The 20,131-nt window shown below is 62.8% G+C and carries 25 protein-coding genes; 21 read left to right on the top strand and 4 right to left on the bottom strand.

From position 1 onward, the window contains the following. Position 1: 1 nt before the first annotated feature. From rpsN to BLS26_RS32790, 15 genes are all read left to right on the top strand, one after another. Positions 2-307, top strand: a complete 306-nt coding sequence (rpsN, locus tag BLS26_RS32720; RefSeq protein ID WP_074828504.1) for a 30S ribosomal protein S14 — start codon at positions 2-4, stop codon at positions 305-307. 14 nt (positions 308-321) lie between these two features. Further along, a complete protein-coding gene (gene rpsH / locus BLS26_RS32725; protein ID WP_074276048.1) occupies positions 322-720 on the top strand; it encodes a 30S ribosomal protein S8 in 399 nt (132 codons plus the stop codon). 15 nt (positions 721-735) lie between these two features. Then, a complete protein-coding gene (rplF, locus tag BLS26_RS32730; protein WP_027536806.1) occupies positions 736-1,269 on the top strand; it encodes a 50S ribosomal protein L6 in 534 nt (177 codons plus the stop codon). 11 nt (positions 1,270-1,280) lie between these two features. Beyond that, positions 1,281-1,640 (top strand): 50S ribosomal protein L18, encoded by a 360-nt coding sequence (rplR, locus tag BLS26_RS32735; RefSeq protein ID WP_092516569.1) that lies wholly within the window; start codon positions 1,281-1,283, stop codon positions 1,638-1,640. Positions 1,641-1,702: 62 nt separating this feature from the next. Beyond that, complete coding sequence (rpsE, locus tag BLS26_RS32740) at positions 1,703-2,278, top strand: 30S ribosomal protein S5 (RefSeq protein ID WP_092516570.1); 576 nt, start codon at positions 1,703-1,705, stop codon at positions 2,276-2,278. A 35-nt stretch (positions 2,279-2,313) separates the two neighbouring features. After that, positions 2,314-2,508: a 50S ribosomal protein L30 gene (gene rpmD / locus BLS26_RS32745; RefSeq protein ID WP_074832141.1), complete on the top strand. Its 195-nt coding sequence runs from the start codon at positions 2,314-2,316 to the stop codon at positions 2,506-2,508. Between the two features lie 74 nt (positions 2,509-2,582). Continuing rightward, complete coding sequence (gene rplO, locus BLS26_RS32750; RefSeq protein ID WP_092516571.1) at positions 2,583-3,071, top strand: 50S ribosomal protein L15; 489 nt, start codon at positions 2,583-2,585, stop codon at positions 3,069-3,071. A 145-nt stretch (positions 3,072-3,216) separates the two neighbouring features. Then, complete coding sequence (secY, locus tag BLS26_RS32755; RefSeq protein WP_092516572.1) at positions 3,217-4,548, top strand: preprotein translocase subunit SecY; 1,332 nt, start codon at positions 3,217-3,219, stop codon at positions 4,546-4,548. Positions 4,549-4,639: 91 nt separating this feature from the next. Next, positions 4,640-5,488, top strand: coding sequence for an adenylate kinase (locus BLS26_RS32760; RefSeq protein ID WP_092516573.1), 849 nt, complete (start codon positions 4,640-4,642; stop codon positions 5,486-5,488). Positions 5,489-5,674: 186 nt separating this feature from the next. Continuing rightward, positions 5,675-6,043 carry a 30S ribosomal protein S13 gene (gene rpsM / locus BLS26_RS32765; RefSeq protein WP_092516574.1) on the top strand — a complete coding sequence of 123 codons (369 nt, stop codon included), beginning with the start codon at positions 5,675-5,677 and terminating at the stop codon, positions 6,041-6,043. A 124-nt stretch (positions 6,044-6,167) separates the two neighbouring features. Then, the gene (rpsK, locus tag BLS26_RS32770) at positions 6,168-6,557 is read left to right on the top strand and encodes a 30S ribosomal protein S11 (RefSeq protein WP_027536798.1); all 390 of its coding nucleotides are present in this window, start codon (positions 6,168-6,170) and stop codon (positions 6,555-6,557) included. Positions 6,558-6,670: 113 nt separating this feature from the next. Further along, positions 6,671-7,702 carry a DNA-directed RNA polymerase subunit alpha gene (locus BLS26_RS32775; protein ID WP_092518883.1) on the top strand — a complete coding sequence of 344 codons (1,032 nt, stop codon included), beginning with the start codon at positions 6,671-6,673 and terminating at the stop codon, positions 7,700-7,702. A gap of 162 nt (positions 7,703-7,864) precedes the next feature. Further along, on the top strand, positions 7,865-8,281 hold the full coding sequence (gene rplQ / locus BLS26_RS32780; RefSeq protein ID WP_092516575.1) for a 50S ribosomal protein L17: 417 nt from the start codon (positions 7,865-7,867) through the stop codon (positions 8,279-8,281). Positions 8,282-8,582: 301 nt separating this feature from the next. Continuing rightward, positions 8,583-9,377 (top strand): SDR family NAD(P)-dependent oxidoreductase, encoded by a 795-nt coding sequence (locus tag BLS26_RS32785; protein WP_092516576.1) that lies wholly within the window; start codon positions 8,583-8,585, stop codon positions 9,375-9,377. 8 nt (positions 9,378-9,385) lie between these two features. Further along, the gene (locus BLS26_RS32790; protein ID WP_092518885.1) at positions 9,386-9,682 is read left to right on the top strand and encodes a DUF1330 domain-containing protein; all 297 of its coding nucleotides are present in this window, start codon (positions 9,386-9,388) and stop codon (positions 9,680-9,682) included. A 112-nt stretch (positions 9,683-9,794) separates the two neighbouring features. On the opposite strand, the gene BLS26_RS32795 is transcribed toward BLS26_RS32790, so the two are convergent. Next, positions 9,795-10,808 (bottom strand): zinc-binding alcohol dehydrogenase family protein, encoded by a 1,014-nt coding sequence (locus tag BLS26_RS32795; protein WP_092516577.1) that lies wholly within the window; start codon positions 10,806-10,808, stop codon positions 9,795-9,797. Between the two features lie 119 nt (positions 10,809-10,927). Here BLS26_RS32795 and BLS26_RS32800 point away from each other — a divergent pair, with 119 nt between their 5' ends. The 3 genes from BLS26_RS32800 (at position 10,928) to BLS26_RS32810 (ending at position 14,208) form a co-directional block, all read left to right on the top strand. Next, positions 10,928-11,305 (top strand): helix-turn-helix domain-containing protein, encoded by a 378-nt coding sequence (locus tag BLS26_RS32800; RefSeq protein ID WP_092516578.1) that lies wholly within the window; start codon positions 10,928-10,930, stop codon positions 11,303-11,305. Positions 11,306-11,482: 177 nt separating this feature from the next. Then, complete coding sequence (locus tag BLS26_RS32805) at positions 11,483-12,877, top strand: DegQ family serine endoprotease (protein ID WP_092516579.1); 1,395 nt, start codon at positions 11,483-11,485, stop codon at positions 12,875-12,877. Continuing rightward, positions 12,874-14,208, top strand: coding sequence for a replication-associated recombination protein A (locus BLS26_RS32810; RefSeq protein ID WP_092516580.1), 1,335 nt, complete (start codon positions 12,874-12,876; stop codon positions 14,206-14,208). Before BLS26_RS32805 ends, BLS26_RS32810 begins: the two co-directional genes overlap by 4 nt. 24 nt (positions 14,209-14,232) lie before the next feature. Here the strand turns inward: BLS26_RS32810 and BLS26_RS36105 are convergent, their stop codons facing one another. Beyond that, positions 14,233-14,649: a hypothetical protein gene (locus BLS26_RS36105; RefSeq protein WP_157676647.1), complete on the bottom strand. Its 417-nt coding sequence runs from the start codon at positions 14,647-14,649 to the stop codon at positions 14,233-14,235. Positions 14,650-14,807: 158 nt separating this feature from the next. Next, positions 14,808-15,746: an alpha/beta hydrolase gene (locus BLS26_RS32815; protein ID WP_092516581.1), complete on the bottom strand. Its 939-nt coding sequence runs from the start codon at positions 15,744-15,746 to the stop codon at positions 14,808-14,810. Positions 15,747-15,939: 193 nt separating this feature from the next. On the opposite strand from BLS26_RS32815, the gene BLS26_RS32820 reads away from it, so the two are divergent. Beyond that, positions 15,940-17,133: an RluA family pseudouridine synthase gene (locus BLS26_RS32820; RefSeq protein WP_092516582.1), complete on the top strand. Its 1,194-nt coding sequence runs from the start codon at positions 15,940-15,942 to the stop codon at positions 17,131-17,133. Between the two features lie 219 nt (positions 17,134-17,352). After that, positions 17,353-18,567 (top strand): amidohydrolase family protein, encoded by a 1,215-nt coding sequence (locus tag BLS26_RS32825; protein WP_092516583.1) that lies wholly within the window; start codon positions 17,353-17,355, stop codon positions 18,565-18,567. A gap of 154 nt (positions 18,568-18,721) precedes the next feature. On the opposite strand, the gene BLS26_RS32830 is transcribed toward BLS26_RS32825, so the two are convergent. Beyond that, positions 18,722-19,186: a hypothetical protein gene (locus tag BLS26_RS32830; RefSeq protein ID WP_244541772.1), complete on the bottom strand. Its 465-nt coding sequence runs from the start codon at positions 19,184-19,186 to the stop codon at positions 18,722-18,724. Between the two features lie 74 nt (positions 19,187-19,260). On the opposite strand from BLS26_RS32830, the gene BLS26_RS32835 reads away from it, so the two are divergent. Beyond that, entirely contained in the window at positions 19,261-20,034 is a 774-nt protein-coding gene (locus BLS26_RS32835; RefSeq protein ID WP_092516584.1) for an ATP12 family chaperone protein, read from the top strand. The last annotated feature ends 97 nt before the right edge of the window (positions 20,035-20,131 follow it).

The raw sequence follows: 20,131 nt of genomic DNA on the forward strand, positions 1-20,131 counted from the left end.
CATGGCAAAGAAAAGTTCGATCGAGAAGAACAACCGGCGCAAGCGGATGACCAAGAATGCCGCTCCGGCGCGCGCGCGGCTGAAGGCGATCATCGCCGACAAGACCAAGCCGATGGAAGAGCGGTTCGCCGCGACCCTGAAGCTGTCCGAGATGCCGCGTAATTCGTCGGCCACCCGGATTCGCAACCGTTGCGAACTGACCGGTCGTCCGCGTTCGGTCTATCGCAAGAACAAGCTCAGCCGCATCGCGCTGCGTGAACTCGGCTCCAAGGGCCTGGTTCCCGGGCTCGTGAAGTCGAGCTGGTAAGGGAGGGTCGTCAGATGTCAACGCACGATCCGATCAGCGATCTCATCACCCGCATCCGCAACGCGCAGATGCGTTCCAAGTCCAAGGTCTCGACCCCGGGCTCGAAGATGCGCGCCAGCGTGCTCGAAGTGCTGAAGAGCGAAGGCTACATCCGTGGCTACGCCAGCGTCGAGCATTCGTCCGGCCGCAGCGAGCTCGAGATCGAGCTGAAGTATTTCGACGGCGAGCCCGTCATTCGCGAGATCGAGCGCGTCTCCAAGCCGGGCCGTCGGGTTTACGCCTCGGTGAAGAACCTGCCGCGCGTCAACAACGGTCTCGGTATTTCGGTTTTGTCGACACCAAAGGGAATCATGGCTGACCACGAAGCGCGCGACGCGAACGTGGGCGGCGAAATTCTCTTCACGGTGTTCTGAGGAAGGAAATAAGCCATGTCACGTGTTGGCAAACGGCCTGTGGCGATCCCGTCCGGTGTGACGGCGAACGTCGAAGGGCAGACCGTCAAGATGAAGGGGCCGAAGGGCCAGCTTCAGTTCGTCGTGCATGACGACGTTGAAGTGAAGTTCGAGGACGGCGCGGTCAAGGTCGCGCCGCGGCTGAAGACCAACCGCGCCCAGGCCATGTACGGCACCGCGCGCGCGCAGGTCGCCAACCTGGTCGAAGGCGTCACCAAGGGTTTCGAGAAGAAGCTCGAGATCACCGGCGTCGGTTACCGCGCCGCGCTGCAGGGCAAGAACCTGCAGCTCGCGCTCGGCTACAGCCATGATGTCGTCTACGCGATCCCGGAAGGCATCACCATCGTGGTGCCGAAGCCGACCGAAATCACGATCACGGGCACCGACTCGCAGCGTGTCGGTCAGGTCGCGGCCGAGATCCGCTCGTACCGTCCGCCGGAGCCCTACAAGGGCAAGGGCGTGAAGTACGCCAACGAATTCATCTTCCGCAAGGAAGGCAAGAAGAAGTAACGGAGCCGGTCATGTCACTCAAGGTAACGAATGCCCGGCGCAAGCAGCGAGTCCGCAACTCGCTGCGCCGGTCCGCCAACGGACGCCCGCGTCTGTCGGTATTCCGTTCGTCGAAGCACATCTACGCCCAGGTCATCGACGACCTGAAGGGCGAGACGCTGGCTTCCGCGTCGTCGCTGGAAAAGGCGATGCGCGAGACCGGCAACACCGGCGCCAACATCGATGCGGCCAAGGCCGTCGGCAAGCTGCTGGCGGAACGCGCCGTCAAGAACGGCGTCAAGGAAGTGGTTTTCGACCGCGGCAACTATCTCTATCACGGGCGCGTCAAGGCGCTTGCGGATGCTGCCCGCGAGAGCGGATTGAGCTTCTAAGGTTTTGGAATTGAACGGACACAACGACAAAGACGCAAGTCTTTCAAGGATTGGAAAACACCATGGCAGGTGAACGCGAACGCGGCGGCGGCGGCCACAGGGGCGGTCGGGAAGAGCGCGACAGCGAGTTCGTCGACAAGCTCGTCCACATCAATCGTGTGGCGAAGGTCGTCAAGGGCGGCAAGCGCTTCGGCTTTGCAGCACTGGTCGTGATCGGCGACCAGAAGGGTCGGGTCGGTTTCGGCCACGGCAAGGCGCGCGAAGTTCCCGAGGCGATCCGCAAGGCGACCGAGTCGGCCAAGCGCAACCTGACGCGCGTCGCTTTGCGCGAAGGCCGCACGCTGCATCACGATATCGCCGGCCGCCACGGTGCGGGGCGCGTCTATCTGCGTGCAGCGCCGGCCGGTACCGGCATCATCGCCGGCGGCCCGATGCGCGCGGTGTTCGAAACGCTCGGTATCCAGGACGTGGTGGCGAAGTCGATCGGCTCGTCGAACCCCTACAACATGGTTCGCGCCACCTTCGACGCGCTGAAGCATCAGGATTCGCCGCGTTCGGTGGCGGCACGCCGCAACATCAAGGTGTCCACGCTGCAGTCGCGCCGCATCGGCGGCGATGCCGAAGTGGTGGCGGAATAACAGCACGCGCGAACAGCGCTTTCGGAGTTATGACGATGGCCAAGGCCGCAAAGATGATCAAGGTCGAGCAGACCGGCAGCGCAATCCGCCGCCATCACTCGCAGCGTGCGACGCTGATCGGCCTCAAGCTCAACAAGATCGGTCGTGTGACCGAGTTGCAGGACACCCCTGCGATTCGCGGCATGATCGCCAAGGTTCAACATCTCGTTCGCGTCGTCGACGAGAAATAAGCTGGGCGCATGATCCCGAAAATGGGGACCGGTTTTCGGTCAAGATCATGCTCCAAGGATAAAGGAACGAAACGATGAAGCTCAGCGATATCGCCGACAACGCCGGCTCGCGCAAAAAGCGTATGCGCGTCGGCCGTGGCATCGGTTCAGGCAAGGGCAAGACTGCGGGCCGTGGCGGCAAGGGCCAGACCGCGCGTTCGGGCGTGCGCATCAAGGGCTTCGAGGGCGGCCAGATGCCGCTGCATCGTCGTCTGCCGAAGCGTGGCTTCAACAACATCTCCCGGCAGGACTTCGCCGAGATCAATCTCGACCGGCTGCAGGAAGCCGTCGACGCCAAGCTGGTCGACGCCAAGGACACCGTGACCATCGAATCGCTGGTCAAGGCCGGCGTGGTGCGCCGCCCCAAGGACGGCCTGCGGCTGCTCGGCCGTGGCGAGCTCAAGTCCAAGCTCACCATCGAAGCCCATGGCGCCTCGAAGCCCGCGATCGCGGCGGTCGAGAAGGCCGGCGGATCGGTGAAGATCCTGGCGCCCGCCAAGAAGCAAGACGGCGAGGCGGCGTAACATCTGCGTCATCGCCCGCTTCCCGCGGGCGATATGTCCAAGAGAACAATGGACTTATCGAAGCCGAGCACCAAATAATGTCCGGCGTCTGCCGATTGCCCCGCGGGGGCAGCGGCGTTGAGGGGCGGCGGGAGAAAGTCTGAACATGGTCTCAGCAGCAGAACAGCTTGCAGCAAACCTCAATTTCTCTGCGCTCGGCAAGGCCGACGAACTGAAGAAGCGCATCTGGTTCACACTGGGTGCGCTGCTTGTTTATCGGCTCGGCACCTACATTCCGCTGCCCGGCATCGATCCGGCGATCTGGGAACAGGTGTTCCGCTCGCAGGCCGGCGGCATCCTCGGCATGTTCAACATGTTCGCCGGCGGCGGCATCCACCGCATGGCGATCTTTGCGCTGAACATCATGCCGTACATCTCGGCATCGATCATCATCCAGCTCTTGACCACGGTGTCGCCGCAGCTCGAGGCGCTGAAGAAGGAAGGCGAGTCCGGCCGCAAGACGCTGAACCAGTACACCCGCTACCTCACGGTGATTCTCGCCGCGTTCCAGTCCTACGGTATCGCCGTCGGCCTCGAAGGCGCCGGCAACGTCGTCAGCGACCCCGGCCTGTTCTTCCGCATCTCGACCGCGGTCACGCTGACCGGCGGCACAATGTTCCTGATGTGGCTCGGCGAGCAGATCACCTCGCGCGGCATCGGCAACGGCATCTCGCTGATCATTCTCTCCGGCATCGTCGCCGAACTGCCTTCGGCGCTCGCCAACATGCTCGAACTGGGCCGCCAGGGCGCGCTGTCGACCGGGCTCATCCTGATCGTGATCGTGATGGCGGTCGCCGTGATCGCCTTCATCGTGTTCATGGAACGCGCCCAGCGCCGGCTTTTGATCCAGTATCCGAAGCGCCAGGTCGGCAACAAAATGTTCGAGGGCCAGTCCTCGCATCTGCCGCTCAAGCTCAACACCTCGGGCGTGATCCCGCCGATCTTCGCCTCGTCGCTGTTGCTGCTGCCGACCACCGTCGCCAACTTCAACGCCGGCAAGGGCCCGGAATGGTTCCAGTGGATCACGACCCAGCTCGGCCACGGCCGTCCGCTGTTCCTGTTCCTCTACCTGGCGTTGATCGTGTTCTTCGCGTTCTTCTACACCGCGATCGTGTTCAACCCGACCGAGACCGCTGACAACCTGAAGAAGCACGGCGGCTTCATTCCCGGCATCCGCCCGGGCGAGCGCACCGCCGAATATATCGACTACGTGCTGTCGCGTGTGACGGTATTGGGTGCGATCTATCTGGCGATCGTCTGTCTGATTCCCGAAATTCTGATTTCCTACGCCTCGGTGCCGTTCTACTTTGGCGGGACCTCGCTTCTGATCGTCGTCAGCGTGACGATGGATACGGTGGCGCAGGTGCAGGGCTATCTCCTCGCCCATCAGTATGAAGGGCTGATCAGGAAGTCCAAGCTCAGGGGCCGCCGCCGCTGATCGGCGGCGTCCGGGACCGGCCTTAAGATCGGTCTGAAATTCAAACAGGGGTGTGCGGGTTTACGCTCACCAAGCCGGGGGGCGAAACGTCATGAGATTGATCCTGTTGGGACCGCCCGGTGCGGGCAAGGGGACCCAGGCGCAACGGCTGGTCCAGAAGTACAACATTGTCCAGCTTTCGACCGGCGAAATGTTGCGCGCTGCGGTTGCAGCCGAGACGCCAATCGGCCTGCAGGCCAAGGACATCATGGCCAGCGGCGCGCTGGTGCCGGACGAGATCGTGGTCGGCATCATTTCCGATCGCCTCGACCAGCCCGACATGAAGAACGGCTTCATCCTCGACGGCTTTCCGCGCACGGTGCCGCAGGCGGCCGCCCTCGATGACCTCCTGAGGAGGAAGCACATGAAGCTCGACGCCGTGGTCGAGCTGCGCGTCAACGAGAGCGCGCTGCTCAACCGCGTCGAGACCCGCGTCGCCGAGATGCGCGCCCGCGGCGAGGAAGTGCGAATCGATGACACGCCGGAAGTGCTGTCCAAGCGCTTGGCGAGCTACCGGACGCTGACCGAGCCGCTGATTCACTATTATTCGGAGCGGCGGAAGCTGTTGACGGTCGACGGCATGATGACCATCGAGCACGTCACCCGCGAGATCAACCGGATCCTTTCCGCGATCGGGGCGGTGGAACCCAAGGTGGCGGCCCCGGCGAAGGCCGCCAGGCCGGCGGCCAAAAAGGTAGCCAAAACCGCCAAGAAGTCCGCCAAAGCGGCCCCAAAGGCCGGGAAAGCGGCCTCCAGGGTCACCAAAAAGGCAGCCAAGAAGGCCGCCCCCGCCGCCAGGTCCAAGGCCGCCAAGAAGGCCAAAAAAGCAGCAAAAAAGACGGCCAAAAGGGCCGTTCGGCGGCCAGCGAAAAAGGTCACGAAAAAGCGAGCTAAACGCTAGGGACGGTTGACGAAACCGTCTTGAATCCTTTAATAAGCCCCGCATCCAAGTCGGATAGTTATTTGACGATGCCGGGCCCCGAAGAAGATGAGGGGAAGGGCGTCGTGTTCGCGTTTGCGGATACCTGCCCGAGTTAGCACAGAACATAGTCCGGTCCGCGAGGGATCGGCGACAGGAGAGAAGTCCGTGGCCCGTATTGCCGGCGTGAATATCCCGACCAACAAGCGCGTTCTGATCGCGCTCCAGTACATCCATGGTATCGGCCAGAAGAATGCTGCCGAGATCGTCGAGAAGGTGAAGATCCCGCTGGATCGTCGCGTCAGCCAGCTGAGCGACCAGGAAGTCCTGCAGATCCGCGAAGTGATCGACCGCGACTATCTGGTCGAGGGCGACCTTCGCCGTGAAGTCGGCATCAACATCAAGCGTCTGATGGACCTCGGCTGCTATCGCGGCCTGCGTCATCGCCGCGGTCTGCCGGTGCGTGGTCAGCGTACCCACACCAACGCGCGTACGCGCAAGGGCCCGGCCAAGTCGATCGCCGGCAAGAAGAAGTAAATTCAGCGAATAGCGAATGGGGAGTAGCGAATAGAACTATTCGCTATTCGCCACTAACCATTCGCCGATTAGGTGTAGCCGCTGGCATTACGGCGGCGTTTGAGATCACAGGAAAGGTTTTGGAATGGGCAAGGACGCCACCCGCATTCGCCGCCGCGAACGCAAGAACATCGCCTCCGGCATCGCGCACGTGAATTCGTCGTTCAACAACACGACCATCACCATCACCGACGCGCAGGGCAACACCATTGCCTGGTCGTCGGCCGGCACGATGGGTTTCAAGGGCTCGCGCAAGTCGACCCCTTATGCCGCGCAGGTTGCGGCCGAAGACGTTTCCAAGAAGGCGCAGGAACACGGCATGCGCACGCTGGAAGTGGAAGTTGCCGGCCCCGGTTCGGGCCGTGAGTCGGCGCTTCGCGCGCTGCAGGCGGCGGGCTTCACCGTCACATCGATCCGTGACGTGACGACGATCCCGCACAATGGCTGCCGTCCGCGCAAGCGTCGGCGCGTTTGATATTCGATCGCGGGCGGGGACGTTCCGCCCGCCGATCGGTTTTGGAATTTTGACTGCCGCGGACTGATCCGCGATCTCCAACGCCAGTGATCTGGACGCAGATCGACTGGCCCATGGGTGACAAAGTGACGATCCAGAAAAATTGGCAAGAACTGATTCGACCGAACAAGCTGCAGGTCACGCCGGGCACCGACGCGGCCCGTTTTGCAACCGTCGTCGCCGAGCCGCTCGAGCGCGGCTTCGGCCAGACGCTCGGCAACGCGCTGCGCCGCATTCTTCTCTCGTCGCTGCAAGGTGCAGCGGTGCAGTCGGTGCACATCGACGGCGTGCTGCACGAGTTCTCCTCGATCGCGGGCGTTCGTGAGGACGTCACCGACATCGTGCTCAACATCAAGGACATCTCGATCAAGATGCAGGGCGAAGGCCCCAAGCGCATGGTCGTCAAGAAGTCCGGTCCGGGCGTCGTCACCGCCGGTGACATCCAGACCGTCGGCGACGTCGTGGTGCTCAATCCCGACCTGCAGATCTGCACCCTCGACGAGGGCGCGGAAATCCGCATGGAATTCACCGTTGCTTCCGGCAAGGGTTATGTCGCCGCCGAGCGTAACCGTCCTGAGGACGCGCCGATCGGCCTGATCCCGGTCGACAGCCTGTTCTCGCCCGTGCGCAAGGTCTCCTACAAGGTCGAGAACACCCGCGAGGGCCAGATCCTCGACTACGACAAGCTGACCATGACGATCGAGACCAACGGCGCGATCACGCCGGAAGACTCGGTGGCCTATGCCGCCCGCATCCTGCAGGACCAGCTCAACGTGTTCGTGAACTTCGAAGAGCCGCGCAAGGAAGTGGCGCAGGAGATCATTCCCGATCTCGCGTTCAACCCGGCGTTCCTCAAGAAGGTCGACGAGCTCGAACTGTCGGTGCGTTCGGCAAACTGCCTGAAGAACGACAACATCGTCTACATCGGCGATCTCGTGCAGAAGTCGGAAGCGGAAATGCTCCGTACCCCGAACTTCGGCCGCAAGTCGCTGAACGAGATCAAGGAAGTGCTGGCCCAGATGGGTCTGCATCTCGGCATGGAAGTGCCCGGTTGGCCGCCGGAGAACATCGACGAGTTGGCCAAGCGCTTCGAAGACCACTACTGAGTTTTGTCATTCCGGGGCGATGCGCGAGCATCGAACCCGGAATCTCGAACTTCCGGGTCTGGTCCTGCGGACCATCCCGGAATGACTGGGGCGAACGCAGGCAGCCCACCTGAGCAACATGTCCGACGAACCGTCGCGACGAAGTAATCAAGGATTAATCCAATGCGTCACGGCAAGGTTCATCGCAAGCTCAACCGCACCGCGGAACATCGCAAGGCGATGTTCGCCAACATGTGCGCCGCGCTGATCAAGCACGAGCAGATCGTCACCACGCTGCCGAAGGCCAAGGAATTGCGCCCGATCGTCGAGAAGCTGGTGACCCTCGGCAAGAAGGGCGGTCTCGCCATGCGCCGCCAGGCGATCAGCGAGATGCGCGACCTCGACCAGGTTCGCAAGCTGTTCGACGTGCTGGCGACCCGCTACAAGGACCGCCAGGGCGGCTATACCCGCATCATCAAGGCCGGCTTCCGCTACGGCGACAACGCCCCGATGGCGGTGATCGAATTCGTCGACCGCGACGTCGATGCCAAGGGCCTCGATTCCGGCCCGGTGCAGGAAAAGGCCTCGGAAGCGGCGTAAGCCTTTCGCAAGGTTTGAATTTCAAAAGCGGCGCCTCCGGGCGCCGCTTTTTTGTTTGCGACGAAGCCCATAGCGTTTTCAAGCGAAGCGGGTACCGGTTCGCGTGAAGAAAACGCGTCAAAAATAAAGAGCCCAAGAATGATCGGCCCGACCATCAACCTGCACGGCATCGAGTTCCGCCCCGTGCTGCCGCAGGCCGCGTCATAGGCGATCACCTCGGAGTGAGGTACGATTGCGAGACTGACGATTGCCATCGCGGCAGGCGCTCACGATATCTCCCTCAGCATTGAAGGAGAACTTTATGAATATCGATCTTTCCGGAAAGACCGCGCTGGTAACCGGATCCACCGCCGGTATCGGCCATGCGATCGCCAAAGGCCTGGCCGCGACGGGGGCCGATGTCGTGCTCAACGGGCGGACCAAAGCCAAGGTGGATGCGGCCGTGGCTGCGCTCGCCAAGGAGGTGCCGGATGGCAAGGTTCGCGGGGTCGCGGCCGACGTCTCGACCGCCGCCGGATGCCAGGCGTTGCTGGCGGCGCTGCCGGAAGTCGATATCCTCATCAACAATGCCGGGATATTCGAGCCCAAGGGATTCCTCGATATTCCAGATGAAGACTGGAGCCGCTTCTTCGAGGTCAATGTGATGTCGGGAGTGCGGCTGGCGCGCGCTTATCTGCCCGGGATGCTCAAGCGCAACTGGGGCCGCATCGTCTTCATCTCTTCGGAATCGGCGCTGAACATCCCGAAGGAGATGATTCATTACGGCATGACCAAGACCGCGCAACTGGCCGTCGCGCGTGGCCTCGCCGAGATGACCCGCGGCACCGCGGTGACGGTCAACTCGGTACTACCGGGGCCTACGATGTCGGAGGGCGTCGAAACCTTCGTCAAGGATCTCGCCAGACAGAACGGCCAGTCGGTGGAGGAGGCGGCTGCGAATTTCGTCAAGCAGCACCGTCCGAGCTCGCTGCTGCAGCGTTTTGCCAGCGTCGAGGAGATCGCGAGCATGGTCGTTTACGTCAGCTCGAAGCAAGCTTCCGCCACCAATGGCGCCGCACTTCGTGCCGAAGGCGGCATCATTCAGACGATTGCGTGAGGTTGGCGATGTCGGCCTATGTGATTTCCGAAGTTGACGTGAAGGATGCGGCGGGCTTCGAGGCCTATCGCACCATCGCCGCGAAAGCGATTGCGCAGTATGGCGGACGCTATCTCGTCCGTGGCGGTGCTGCGAACGCGGCCGAGGGCGGGCCATCGCCGAAGAACATCATCGTGCTCGAATTTCCGTCGATGGAGAAATTGCGCGAGTGGTATGCCTCGCCGGAATACGCCGAGGCACTGAAGCACCGGCGCACCGCGCTGGACCGCCGCTTGATCTTTGTTGAGGGCGTATTGCCGGCTTGAGTCTTGTCAGTTTCGTAGGGTGGGCAAAGCGTTAGCGTGCCCACCATTCAAGCCGCCATCGGGATAGATGGTGGGCACGGCGCATGCGCGCCTTTGCCCACCCTACGATCCGTTACCACCCCTCCAGCACGATCTTGCCGCGCGACTTGCCGCTCTCCAACAGCGCATGGGCGCGCTTCAGGTTGGCGGCATTGATGGTCCCGAATGTCTGGTCGAGCGTGGTGCGCAGCACGCCCTTGTCGATGAGGTCGGCGACGTCGTTGAGCAGGTTATGCTGCGCGATCATGTCCGGCGTCTGGAACGACGAGCGCGTGAACATCGATTCCCAGTGCACCGAGATCGCCTTGCCCTTGAAGGCGCTCATGGTGAACTCTGGCGGATCGTCGATCAGGCCGAATTTGCCCTGCGGCGCCATGAAATCCGCGATCGCCTTGTAATGCTGGTCGGTGAAGGTGAGGCTGGCGACCAGCGCCACTGGCGGCAGTTTCAGTTTCTCGATCTGCTCCTTCATCGGCTTGCCGTGATCGATCACCGCATGCGCCCCGAGGTCGAGGCACCATTTTTGCGAGTCCGGCCGCGTCGCTGTCGCGACCACGGTGAGCCCGGTGAGGCGGCGTGCAAGCTGGATCAGGATCGAGCCGACGCCACCGGCGCCGCCGGTGACCAGAAGCGTGCGCGGATCGACGCTTTTGCCGGGCACGGCGCCGAGCCGATCGAACAGCAGTTCCCACGCGGTGATCGAGGTCAGCGGCAAAGCTGCGGCCTGCGCAAACGACAGCGACTTCGGCTTGCGGCCTGTGATGCGCTCGTCGACCAGATGGAATTCCGAATTGGTGCCCTGGCGCAGGATCGAGCCGGCGTAGAACACTTCGTCGCCCGGCTTGAACAGCGTGACGTCGGGTCCGACCGCATCGACCACGCCGGCGGCGTCGTAACCGAGGATCTTGGTTTCGCCCTCGGGCGGGGCGGCGCGCTTGCGGACCTTGTAGTCGACCGGGTTGGCCGAGATCGCCTTCACGGCGACGCGGATGTCGCGCCCCTTCGGCTCCGGTTTGGCGGTCTCGAAATCGATCAGCGAATCCGCATCCTCAACTGGGAGCGATTTTTTGTATCCGACAGCTTTCATGCCTGTGTCTCCTGCCTTCTCAAAACGTTGGCTGCTTAACTGTCCTGCTGGTGCTAGATTGGCAAGTACTGTAAATTTGGGGAACTAGTCCCTGTTTGGATACTATTGGGAAAATGCCCATGAAACGGAAGAATTTTGCCCATCGGCCCGGCTGCGCGGTCGAGGCTACGCTCGATCTGATCGATGGCAAGTGGAAGGGCGTGATCCTGTTTCACCTGCAGGCCGGTACCCAGCGGTTTGGGGAGTTGCGGCGGCGGATGCCAGGGATTACCCAGCGCATGCTGACCAAGCAGCTTCGCGCGCTCGAGGAGGACAAACTCGTGATCCGCAAGGTCTATGCCGAGGTGCCGCCGCGGGTCGAATATACGCTATCGGACATCGGCGAGAGCCTGCGTCCCGTGATCGACACGCTGCGGGCCTGGGGCGAGGGCCATCAGGAAAGGCTATCCTGTGCGCCGGCGCCCGACGTCATCAGCGCGGCCGATCGCGCCGCTTAGAGCATGATCCGGAAAAGTGGGTGCCGGTTTTCCGAATAAGATCATGCGCCAAAAAAAGGATAGAATGGGATGCCTATTCGAAGACAAAGGCATCTCATTCGCGATCGTGTTTCACTTTGTCTTCTCTCGTTGCGGCCCCGCATTTATATCTGGGGCCATCAATTCCAGGATTTTCGCATGAATTTGATTCGCTCGTTCGCCCTGCTGCTGGTCGCCGCCGTCGTTGTAACGCCGGCGTTGGCGCAGGACCGTCGCGTTCCATCCTCGGGCGCCGAGCTGCGGCTGTCCTACGCGCCGATCGTGCAGCGCGTGCAGCCGGCGGTGGTCAACGTCTACGCCGCCAAGACGGTGCAGAACCGCAACCCGCTGCTGGACGATCCGATCTTCCGCCGCTTCTTCGGCGTGCCCGGCCAGCAGCCCGAGCAGATGCAGCGCTCGCTCGGATCCGGCGTGATGGTCGACGCCTCCGGCCTCGTCGTCACCAACAACCACGTCATCGAAGGCGCCGACCAGGTGAAAGTATCGCTCGCCGACAAGCGCGAATTCGAGGCCGAGATCGTGCTGAAGGACAGCCGCACCGATCTCGCGGTGTTGCGCCTCAAGGACACCAAAGACAAGTTCGCGACGCTCGACTTCGCCAATTCGGATGAATTGCTGGTCGGCGACGTCGTGCTCGCGATCGGCAACCCGTTCGGCGTCGGCCAGACTGTGACCCACGGCATCATCTCGGCGCTGGCGCGCACGCAGGTCGGGATCACCGACTACCAGTTCTTTATTCAGACCGATGCCGCGATCAATCCCGGCAATTCCGGCGGTGCGCTGGTCGACATGACCGGCAAGCTCGCCGGCATCAACACCGCGATCTTCTCGCGCTCCGGCGGTTCGCAGGGCATCGGCTTTGCCATTCCGGCCAACATGGTGCGCGTCGTCGTGGCCTCCGCCAAGGGCGGCGGCAAGGCAGTGAAGCGGCCGTGGCTGGGCGCGCGGCTGCAGGCAGTGACGCCTGAAATCGCCGAGACGCTGGGGCTGAAGCTGCCGAACGGGGCTCTCGTCGCCAATGTCGCGCCGAACAGTCCAGCGGCGCGTGCCGGCCTGAAACTGTCCGACCTGATCGTCGCGATCGAGGGGCAGGCGATCGACGATCCCAACGCGTTCGACTATCGCTTCGCCACGCGTCCGCTGGGCGGCAACGCCCAGATCGACGTGCAGCGCGGCGGCAAGACCGTGAAGCTGACGGTACCGCTGGAAACCGCGCCCGATACCAACCGCGACGAAATCACGCTCTCCGCGCGCTCGCCGTTCCAGGGCGCCAAGGTCGCCAATATTTCGCCGGCGGTCGCCGACGAGCTGCATCTGGATTCCCAGACCGAGGGCGTCGTGGTTATTGATCTCGAAGATGGCGGCACCGCCGCCAGCGTCGGATTCCAGAAAGGCGATATCATTCTGGCGGTCAACAACACCAAGATCGCCAAGACCAGCGATCTCGACAAGGCGTCGAAAGTGGCGTCGAGGCTCTGGCGCATCACCGTGGTGCGCGGCGGCCAGCAGATCAACGTGACGCTGGGCGGATGAGCCCGAAACAGCCCCGCGAAGCGGCCAACCTCTTCGCCGCGGCGGGGATGGAGCAGGACGCGCCGCGGCCGTTGCCGGACCGGCTGCGCCCGCAGGCGCTGTCCGATGTCGTCGGCCAGGATCACATTCTCGGCCCCGACGGCGCGCTGACGCGGATGCTGGCGACGCGCACGCTGGGTTCGCTGGTGTTCTGGGGACCGCCCGGCACCGGCAAGACCACGGTGGCGCGGCTGCTGGCGGATGCCACCGAACTGCATTTCGAGCAGATCTCGGCGGTGTTTTCCGGCGTCGCCGACCTGAAAAAGGTGTTTGACGCCGCGCGTGCCCGCCGCGAGATGGGCAAGGGCACGTTGCTGTTCGTCGACGAGGTGCATCGTTTCAACCGGGCGCAGCAGGACTCGTTTCTGCCTGTGATGGAAGACGGCACCGTGGTGCTGGTCGGTGCCACCACCGAGAATCCGTCGTTCGAGCTCAACGCCGCTTTGCTGTCGCGGGCGCGGGTGCTGGTGTTTCATTCGCTCGATCCGCTCGCAGTCGAAAAACTCTACGCCCATGCCGAAAAGGTCCAGGGCAAAAAGCTGCCACTCGATGCGGAAGCGCGCGCCGTGCTGGTGCGGATGGCCGACGGCGACGGCCGTGCCGCGTTGACCTTGGCCGAAGAAGTCTGGCGCGCCGCGCGCAAGGACGAAGTGTTCAACGCCGAGCAGTTGCAGGACATCCTGCAGCGCCGGGCGCCGATCTACGACAAATCCGCCGACGGCCATTACAACCTGATTTCGGCGCTGCATAAATCGGTGCGCGGCTCCGATCCCGATGCGGCGCTGTATTACCTCGCGCGCATGATGGATGCCGGCGAGGACCCGCTGTTTCTCGCCCGTCGCGTGGTGCGGATGGCAGTCGAGGACATTGGCCTTGCCGATCCGCAGGCGCTGGTGATCTGCAACGCCGCCAAGGACGCCTATGATTTTCTCGGCCATCCCGAAGGCGAACTGGCGATCGCGCAGGCGGTGATCTACCTCGCCACCGCGCCGAAATCCAACGCCGCCTACAAGGCGTTTGGGGCGGCGATGCGCGCGGCCAAGGAGGGCGGTTCGCTGCTGCCGCCAAAACACATTCTGAACTCGCCGACCAAGCTGATGAAGCAGGAAGGCTATGGCGGCGGCTACGAATACGACCACGATGCGCCGGATGCGTTCTCCGGCCAGGATTACTTCCCGGAAGCGCTGGGGCGGCAGACGTTTTACGATCCGCCCGACCGCGGTTTTGAGCGCGAAATCCGAAGAAGGCTGGATTACTGGGCGAAGCTGCGGAAAGAGCGGACGCAGAAGTAGCGGATATGAGTGGTGGGAATTTCGCTAGTCCCAATTGCAAACCGTATTGGTCTCAAGTTGAAAATCTGCAACGTTCGCCGCGCGTTCGCCCATGCATGCATAGAAGCTCGCCTGAAAGGTTTCCCACCCTCCCGCTCCTTCAGTGAGAATTAGGACAGCGGTAGTTGTTGCTGCAGCCGTAATTGCGCAATTCCTGACCATATCTTCGATATCGGTATCGATGTCGGCTTTTATATAACCGTGGAATTCTTGCGGTCCTGTCCGGACGGTGGGACTCGGAGTGCCGAAGATTCCGTCATTGTTCCATTCCACTTCTGAACAAGGCACAAGGTTCAACCAGCCGTGCCAGAGCTCTATTTCTTCAGCGTAAACCACAGTTGGGATGCAAAAAATCGCAGCGACGATCAAATGCAGTAGCTTGGCCCGTCGGCTTAAAATCATACATTCAGCTCCTGCGGAGGCTGCTGAGTATAGTAGAATAAAAATACAATCTAAAAATGTGTCACGCGAAAGTCAAGCAACCAGACTGTGGTGTGGTGTGGGCGGCCACATGCGAGAATAGTTCGTCTTCGCAAATATATCGCTGCGCTAACGCGCCACTACTTCCCCGTCTTCACAAACTCCAAAATCTCATGCGTCAGCCGCGTATCGGCGGTATTGATCGAATACACTTCCGAGATGTGGCTGTGCTGCGGCAGCATGAACGCATGGGCGCAGCCGATCGCGCGCTTGCAGCTTGCCTGCTTCAACAGTTCGTACTGTTCGACGAAGCGGGGCGGGTCGAGTTCGGCTGATGTGATCATCAGCGGGATCTTTGTCGCCAGCAGGCCCTGCAGCGAGGATCGCTCGGCATAGCGCGAGGGATCGGAGCCGAAATAGGTGATCTCGGCATCGCCGACCGGCGAGGCCGTCAGGTCGTAAATGCCTGACACCATGACGGCGCCGGCCAGACCGCCGCCTTTCACATTGTGAAATTCGGGATGCGAGACGTAATTGGCGACGTGAACCGCGCCGGCGGATTGCCCGACGAGGTAGATGCGGCCGGGATCGCCACCGCGCTCGCCGATCTTGTCGGATACCCATTGCACCACGGCGCCGAGATCCTCGGCGCCTGCCGGGTAGGGTGACTGCGGCGCCAGCCGGTAGGTGGCGTTGACGCCGACAAAGCCGCTCTTCACCGCCCACAGCATGATGTTGTCGTAGAACGGGGTGCCGGGATTGCGCTTGTTGCCGGCGACGAAGCCGCCGCCATGGATGTAGATCAGCACCGGCCGCGCGGCCGAAGTCGTCTCCGGCGTGAAGACGTCGAGCAGGTGCCGCTCAGCCGGGCCGTATTTGACGTCGCGCTCGGTCTTGACGCCCGTATACGGCTCCTTCTGCTGCATCGGGGCGTAAAGCGCCGCGGTTTTTGGCGGGTCGATGACGCGGCCGATTTCGAGGATTTTCCAGGCCAGATCCTCCGGCATCGGGGTCTCTGCAAAGGCCGTGCTTGCCGTCAGCGCCGCCACCACCGCCAGGACTGTTTTCGCCAGCGCCATCCCTCGCCTCCATGTTTTCTGTCTGTTTGGGCCAGGATGACCGATGTCAGGGCCAAAAGGTACTGATTTCACCGTGACGATTCGCGGCATTTGGGCTACCCAACGGCTTAGATCCTTTAGTTTTGATGCGTTTTCTTCCCGCGAACCGCTACGCATTTCGCTCGAAAACGCTTTTGCCGGAGCCGCACCCATCATGAGCCGTCGCGTCAAAAAACCTCTCCGCCCGGCGGGTGATCGCCCCAAGGGCGCGCGTCCGTATCGGGGCTCGCAGGCCGAGCGGCCGCCGCACCGGACCGGTGGCAAGGCGCCGCCGCGCCATCCGGTCGCCGCCCCCCGTGCGCCAAAGCCCTTTGTGGCGGAGCCCGAGAAGGTCGTCGTCGAGCCGCCGCCGTTGCCGACAAAAGTCCAGACCGTGGTGGTGACGGCGGACGAGAACAACATGCGGGTCGATCGCTTTCTCGAGGCGCGTTTTCCCGGGCTGTCGTTCTCCCATATCCAGCGCATCGTCCGGAAGGGCGAACTGCGCGTCAACGGCAAGCGCGCCGACAGCAAGGACCGGATCGAGGAGGGGCAGAGCATTCGGATTCCGCCGCTGAAACTCGATACGCCGAAGGCCGCGGGCCAGCTCTCGGAAGCCGGCGCCAAGACGCTGCAGGCGCTCAAGGACATGATCCTGTTCGAGGACGCCGACGTCATGGTGCTGAACAAGCCCGCAGGCCTGGCGGTGCAGGGCGGCTCCGGCATTACCCGCAACGTCGACGACATGCTGGAAGTGATGCGCGACGCCAAGGGGCAAAAACCGCGGCTGGTGCACCGGCTCGACAAGGAAACCGCAGGCTGCCTGCTGATTGCCAAGACCCGCTTCGCGGCGACCGCGATGACCGGTTCGTTCCGCCATCGCTCGGCGCGCAAGATCTACTGGGCGCTGGTGGCGGGCGTGCCGAAGCCGAAGCAGGGCCGCATCTCGACGTATCTTGCGAAGGAAGAGAGCGAAGACGACACCATCATGCGGATCGCCAAGCACGGCGACGAGGGCGCGAGCCACGCGGTCACGTACTACGCCGTGGTCGAAACCTCCGCCCAAAAGCTCGCCTGGGTGTCGCTGAAGCCGGTGACCGGGCGAACCCATCAGTTGCGCGCGCATATGGCGCATATCGATCACGCCATCATCGGCGATCCCAAATATTTCAACAAGGAGAACTGGGATTTGCCGGGCGGCCTGCAGAACCGCCTGCATCTGTTGGCGCGCCGGATCGTGATCCCGCATCCCCGCGGCGGCTTTATCGACGCGTCCGCGCCGCTGCCGCCGCACATGCTGCAGTCCTGGAACCTGCTTGGGCTCGAAGCCGACCGGTTCGATCCGATCGAGAACGCGCCGGAGGAATAGCGGGTCGTCAGATCGTTTTTCGTCATGCCCGGCCTTGTGCCGGGCATCCACGTCTTTGCAGGTTCGCAGGCAAACAAAGACGTGGATGGCCGGGACAAGCCCGGCCATGACGAGGGGGAAGAAGCGCAATAACTGTCAAACCCGGTACGCCATCATCGGCTATCGCTTGGCCCAAGGTTTTTTGACCCGATCATCGGGTGAAATTCGAGGGCTTTGCGAATGATCCGTCATCTTCTGCGCGCCGCGCTCTTTCTGTTCCTGATCGGTCAGACGTGCGCCACCGCCAACGCGCAAACGGTCGCGCTGACCGGCGGCAGCATCTACGCCTCGCCGGAGGCTGCACCGATCGCCGATGCGGTCGTTGTTGTTTCCAAGGGCGTCATCACCGCGATCGGCAGCCGCAGCGAGGTCCAGATCCCCGCGGACGCCCGTGTCATCGATTGCACCGGCAAGACCATCGTCGCCGGCTTCTGGAACAGCCATGTCCACTTCACGGAAGCCGTGTGGAGAAATGCCGGTAGCGCGCCGGCGGCTGCGCTCGAAGCGCACATGCAGGAAATGCTGACACGTTGGGGTTTTACCAGCGTATGGGACCTCGGCTCCGACCCGGATGACGGCTTGCCGCTGCGCCGCCGCGTCAATTCAGGCGAAGTGCCGGGCCCGAACATCTTCTTTGCCGGCAACATGTTCCCGAAAGGCGGTCATCCCGTCTACATCCCGCGCGAGGTCCCGCTGCCGGAAGTCTCGACCCCCGAGGAGGCGGCGAAACTGTCGCGCGGCTACCTCGCCATGGGCCTCGATGGCATCAAGCTGTTCACCGGCGCCTTCATGGGTGACAAACCCGTCGTCAACATGGAGCCCGCGGTGGCGAAGGCTGCGGTCGACGTCGCGCATGGCCAGGGCAAGCCGGTATTCGCCCATCCGCAAAACAAGGCCGGCGTGGACACCGTGATCGAGGCCGGCGTCGATGTGCTCGCCCACACCGCGCCCAGTCAATCCGGCTACACGCCGGAGCAACTCGCGCGCTTCAAATCGCAGAATACCGCGCTGGTTCCGACGCTCTCGCTATTCACCACCGTGGTCCTCGACCCCGGCGTGACCGCGCGTATCGTCGCGGCCGCGGTCGGCCAGCTCAAGCAGTTTTCGGACAATGGAGGGGTCGTGCTGTTTGGCACCGACATCGGTTTCATCAAGCTCTACGACACCTCGACCGAATATGAGCTGATGCACCGCGCGCTGTCGGAGAGGCAGGTGCTGGCCTCGCTGACCACCAACCCGGCCACCTATTTCAAGGCGGCGAAGAAGGGCAGGGTCGAGAGGGGGTTCGACGCCGATCTCGCGGTACTCGATGGCGATCCCATCGCCGACGTCCATAACCTCGCCAAGGTCGCCTACACCATCCGTGCGGGGCAGGTGATCTACCAGAAGCCCTGACGGGCAACTCTTGCTCTCCGTCATGCCCGGGCTTGTCCCGGGCATCCACGTCTTCACTACGCTGGCCAAGCAAGACGTGGATGGCCGGGACATAGGCGAGCGGAAGCGACGCCGTCCTTCAGACGGCTATGCCCGGCCATGACAGGCAAGACTCTCAGCGCCGGAACTGGTCCAGAAACATCCGCAACGAGTCGTGCGGGCTTTCGACGTCCGAAATCACCCAGCCGTCGGGCGCATTGACGACGATAAAATTCAGGGTGATGGCCCGGCCATGGTTGGCGAAGCTGACGGCGACATAGGTCTTGTCGAACTGCTTGCGCAGGATCGCGGTCGAAACCGGGCCCAGCTTCCAGGTCGGGCTTTGCACCAGAAAGTCGTAGGGCTGATCCCGCGGGGCGGTCCAGGCGTTGCGCAGGCCTGGATCGAAGAACTGGCGCGCGGTCTCGCCGTCGCGCGGCAGCCCCCTGGAGAGCTCGGCGGCGCCATTGCCGTAGTAGGCATAGACGTTGCGGATCAGCGATTCCGGCGAGCGGAACCCGGCCTTGGCCGGCGTGACCCCAAGACAGCCCCCAAGACAGGCCGCGAAAGCGAGAATCAGAAGACGCTTCAACGGCTTCATCGGCTTTCTTTGCACCCACCGATATCGTATTGTAACACCTAGATTATCACTATCTTCCGGAAGCCGAAAACCGCATGCGTGAACTATTCGATGAAGTCGCCGGCCAATCTCCGTTCGATCCGGAGGAGGCGGTCCGGCGCGCCACGCGCACGCCGCAGCGCAAGCGCTTTTACAAGGCCGCCGGCTTTGCCGAGGCGGAGGGCGGCTTTGCCGTCACCCTCGACGGCAAGCCGATCCGCACGCCTTCCGGCCGCCACGTCGTCGCACCTCACCGCGGGATCGCCGAGGCGATCGCCGCGGAATGGGAGGCGCAGGTCGAGACCATCGATCCCCTGACCATGCCGTTGACGCGCTTTGCCAACAGCGTTGCCGAAGTCGGCGACCGCACCGATGCGGTGGCCGACGACGCCGCGAAATATCTCGGCACCGACCTCTTGTTCTACCGCGCCGGCCATCCCGAAGCGCTGGTGGCCAGGGAGGCCGCGCATTGGGACCCGGTGCTGTCCTGGGCGGCGAACGAGCTCGGGGCCCATTTCATTCTCTCCGAGGGCATCGTGCATGTCACCCAGCCGAAGCAGGCGATCAAGGCGGCGCGGGCGATGTTTCCGGCCGACCCCTGGCAGGTCGCAGCCCTCCATGTGGTGACGACCCTGACCGGTTCGGCGCTGCTGGCGCTGGCGCTGCTGCACGGGGTGCTGGACCAGGAGCAGGTCTGGGCCGCCGCTTATGTCGACGAAGACTGGAACATCGAAAAATGGGGCCTCGACGAGGAAGTCGCGGCCCGCCGCGCCGCGCGTCTGGTCGATTTCAGGGCCGCGGCGACCATCCTGAAGGCGCTGAAGGGCTGATTAGCTTGCTGGGTTAACGAGAGGTTTACGCCGCCGGGGTAGGTTTCGGGCTTCAAGTTCTGGACTTCAGATTCCGGATCTGGCCGAGACCTCGAGA

The organism is Afipia sp. GAS231 (genome assembly GCF_900103365.1).
GTDB lineage: Bacteria > Pseudomonadota > Alphaproteobacteria > Rhizobiales > Xanthobacteraceae > Bradyrhizobium.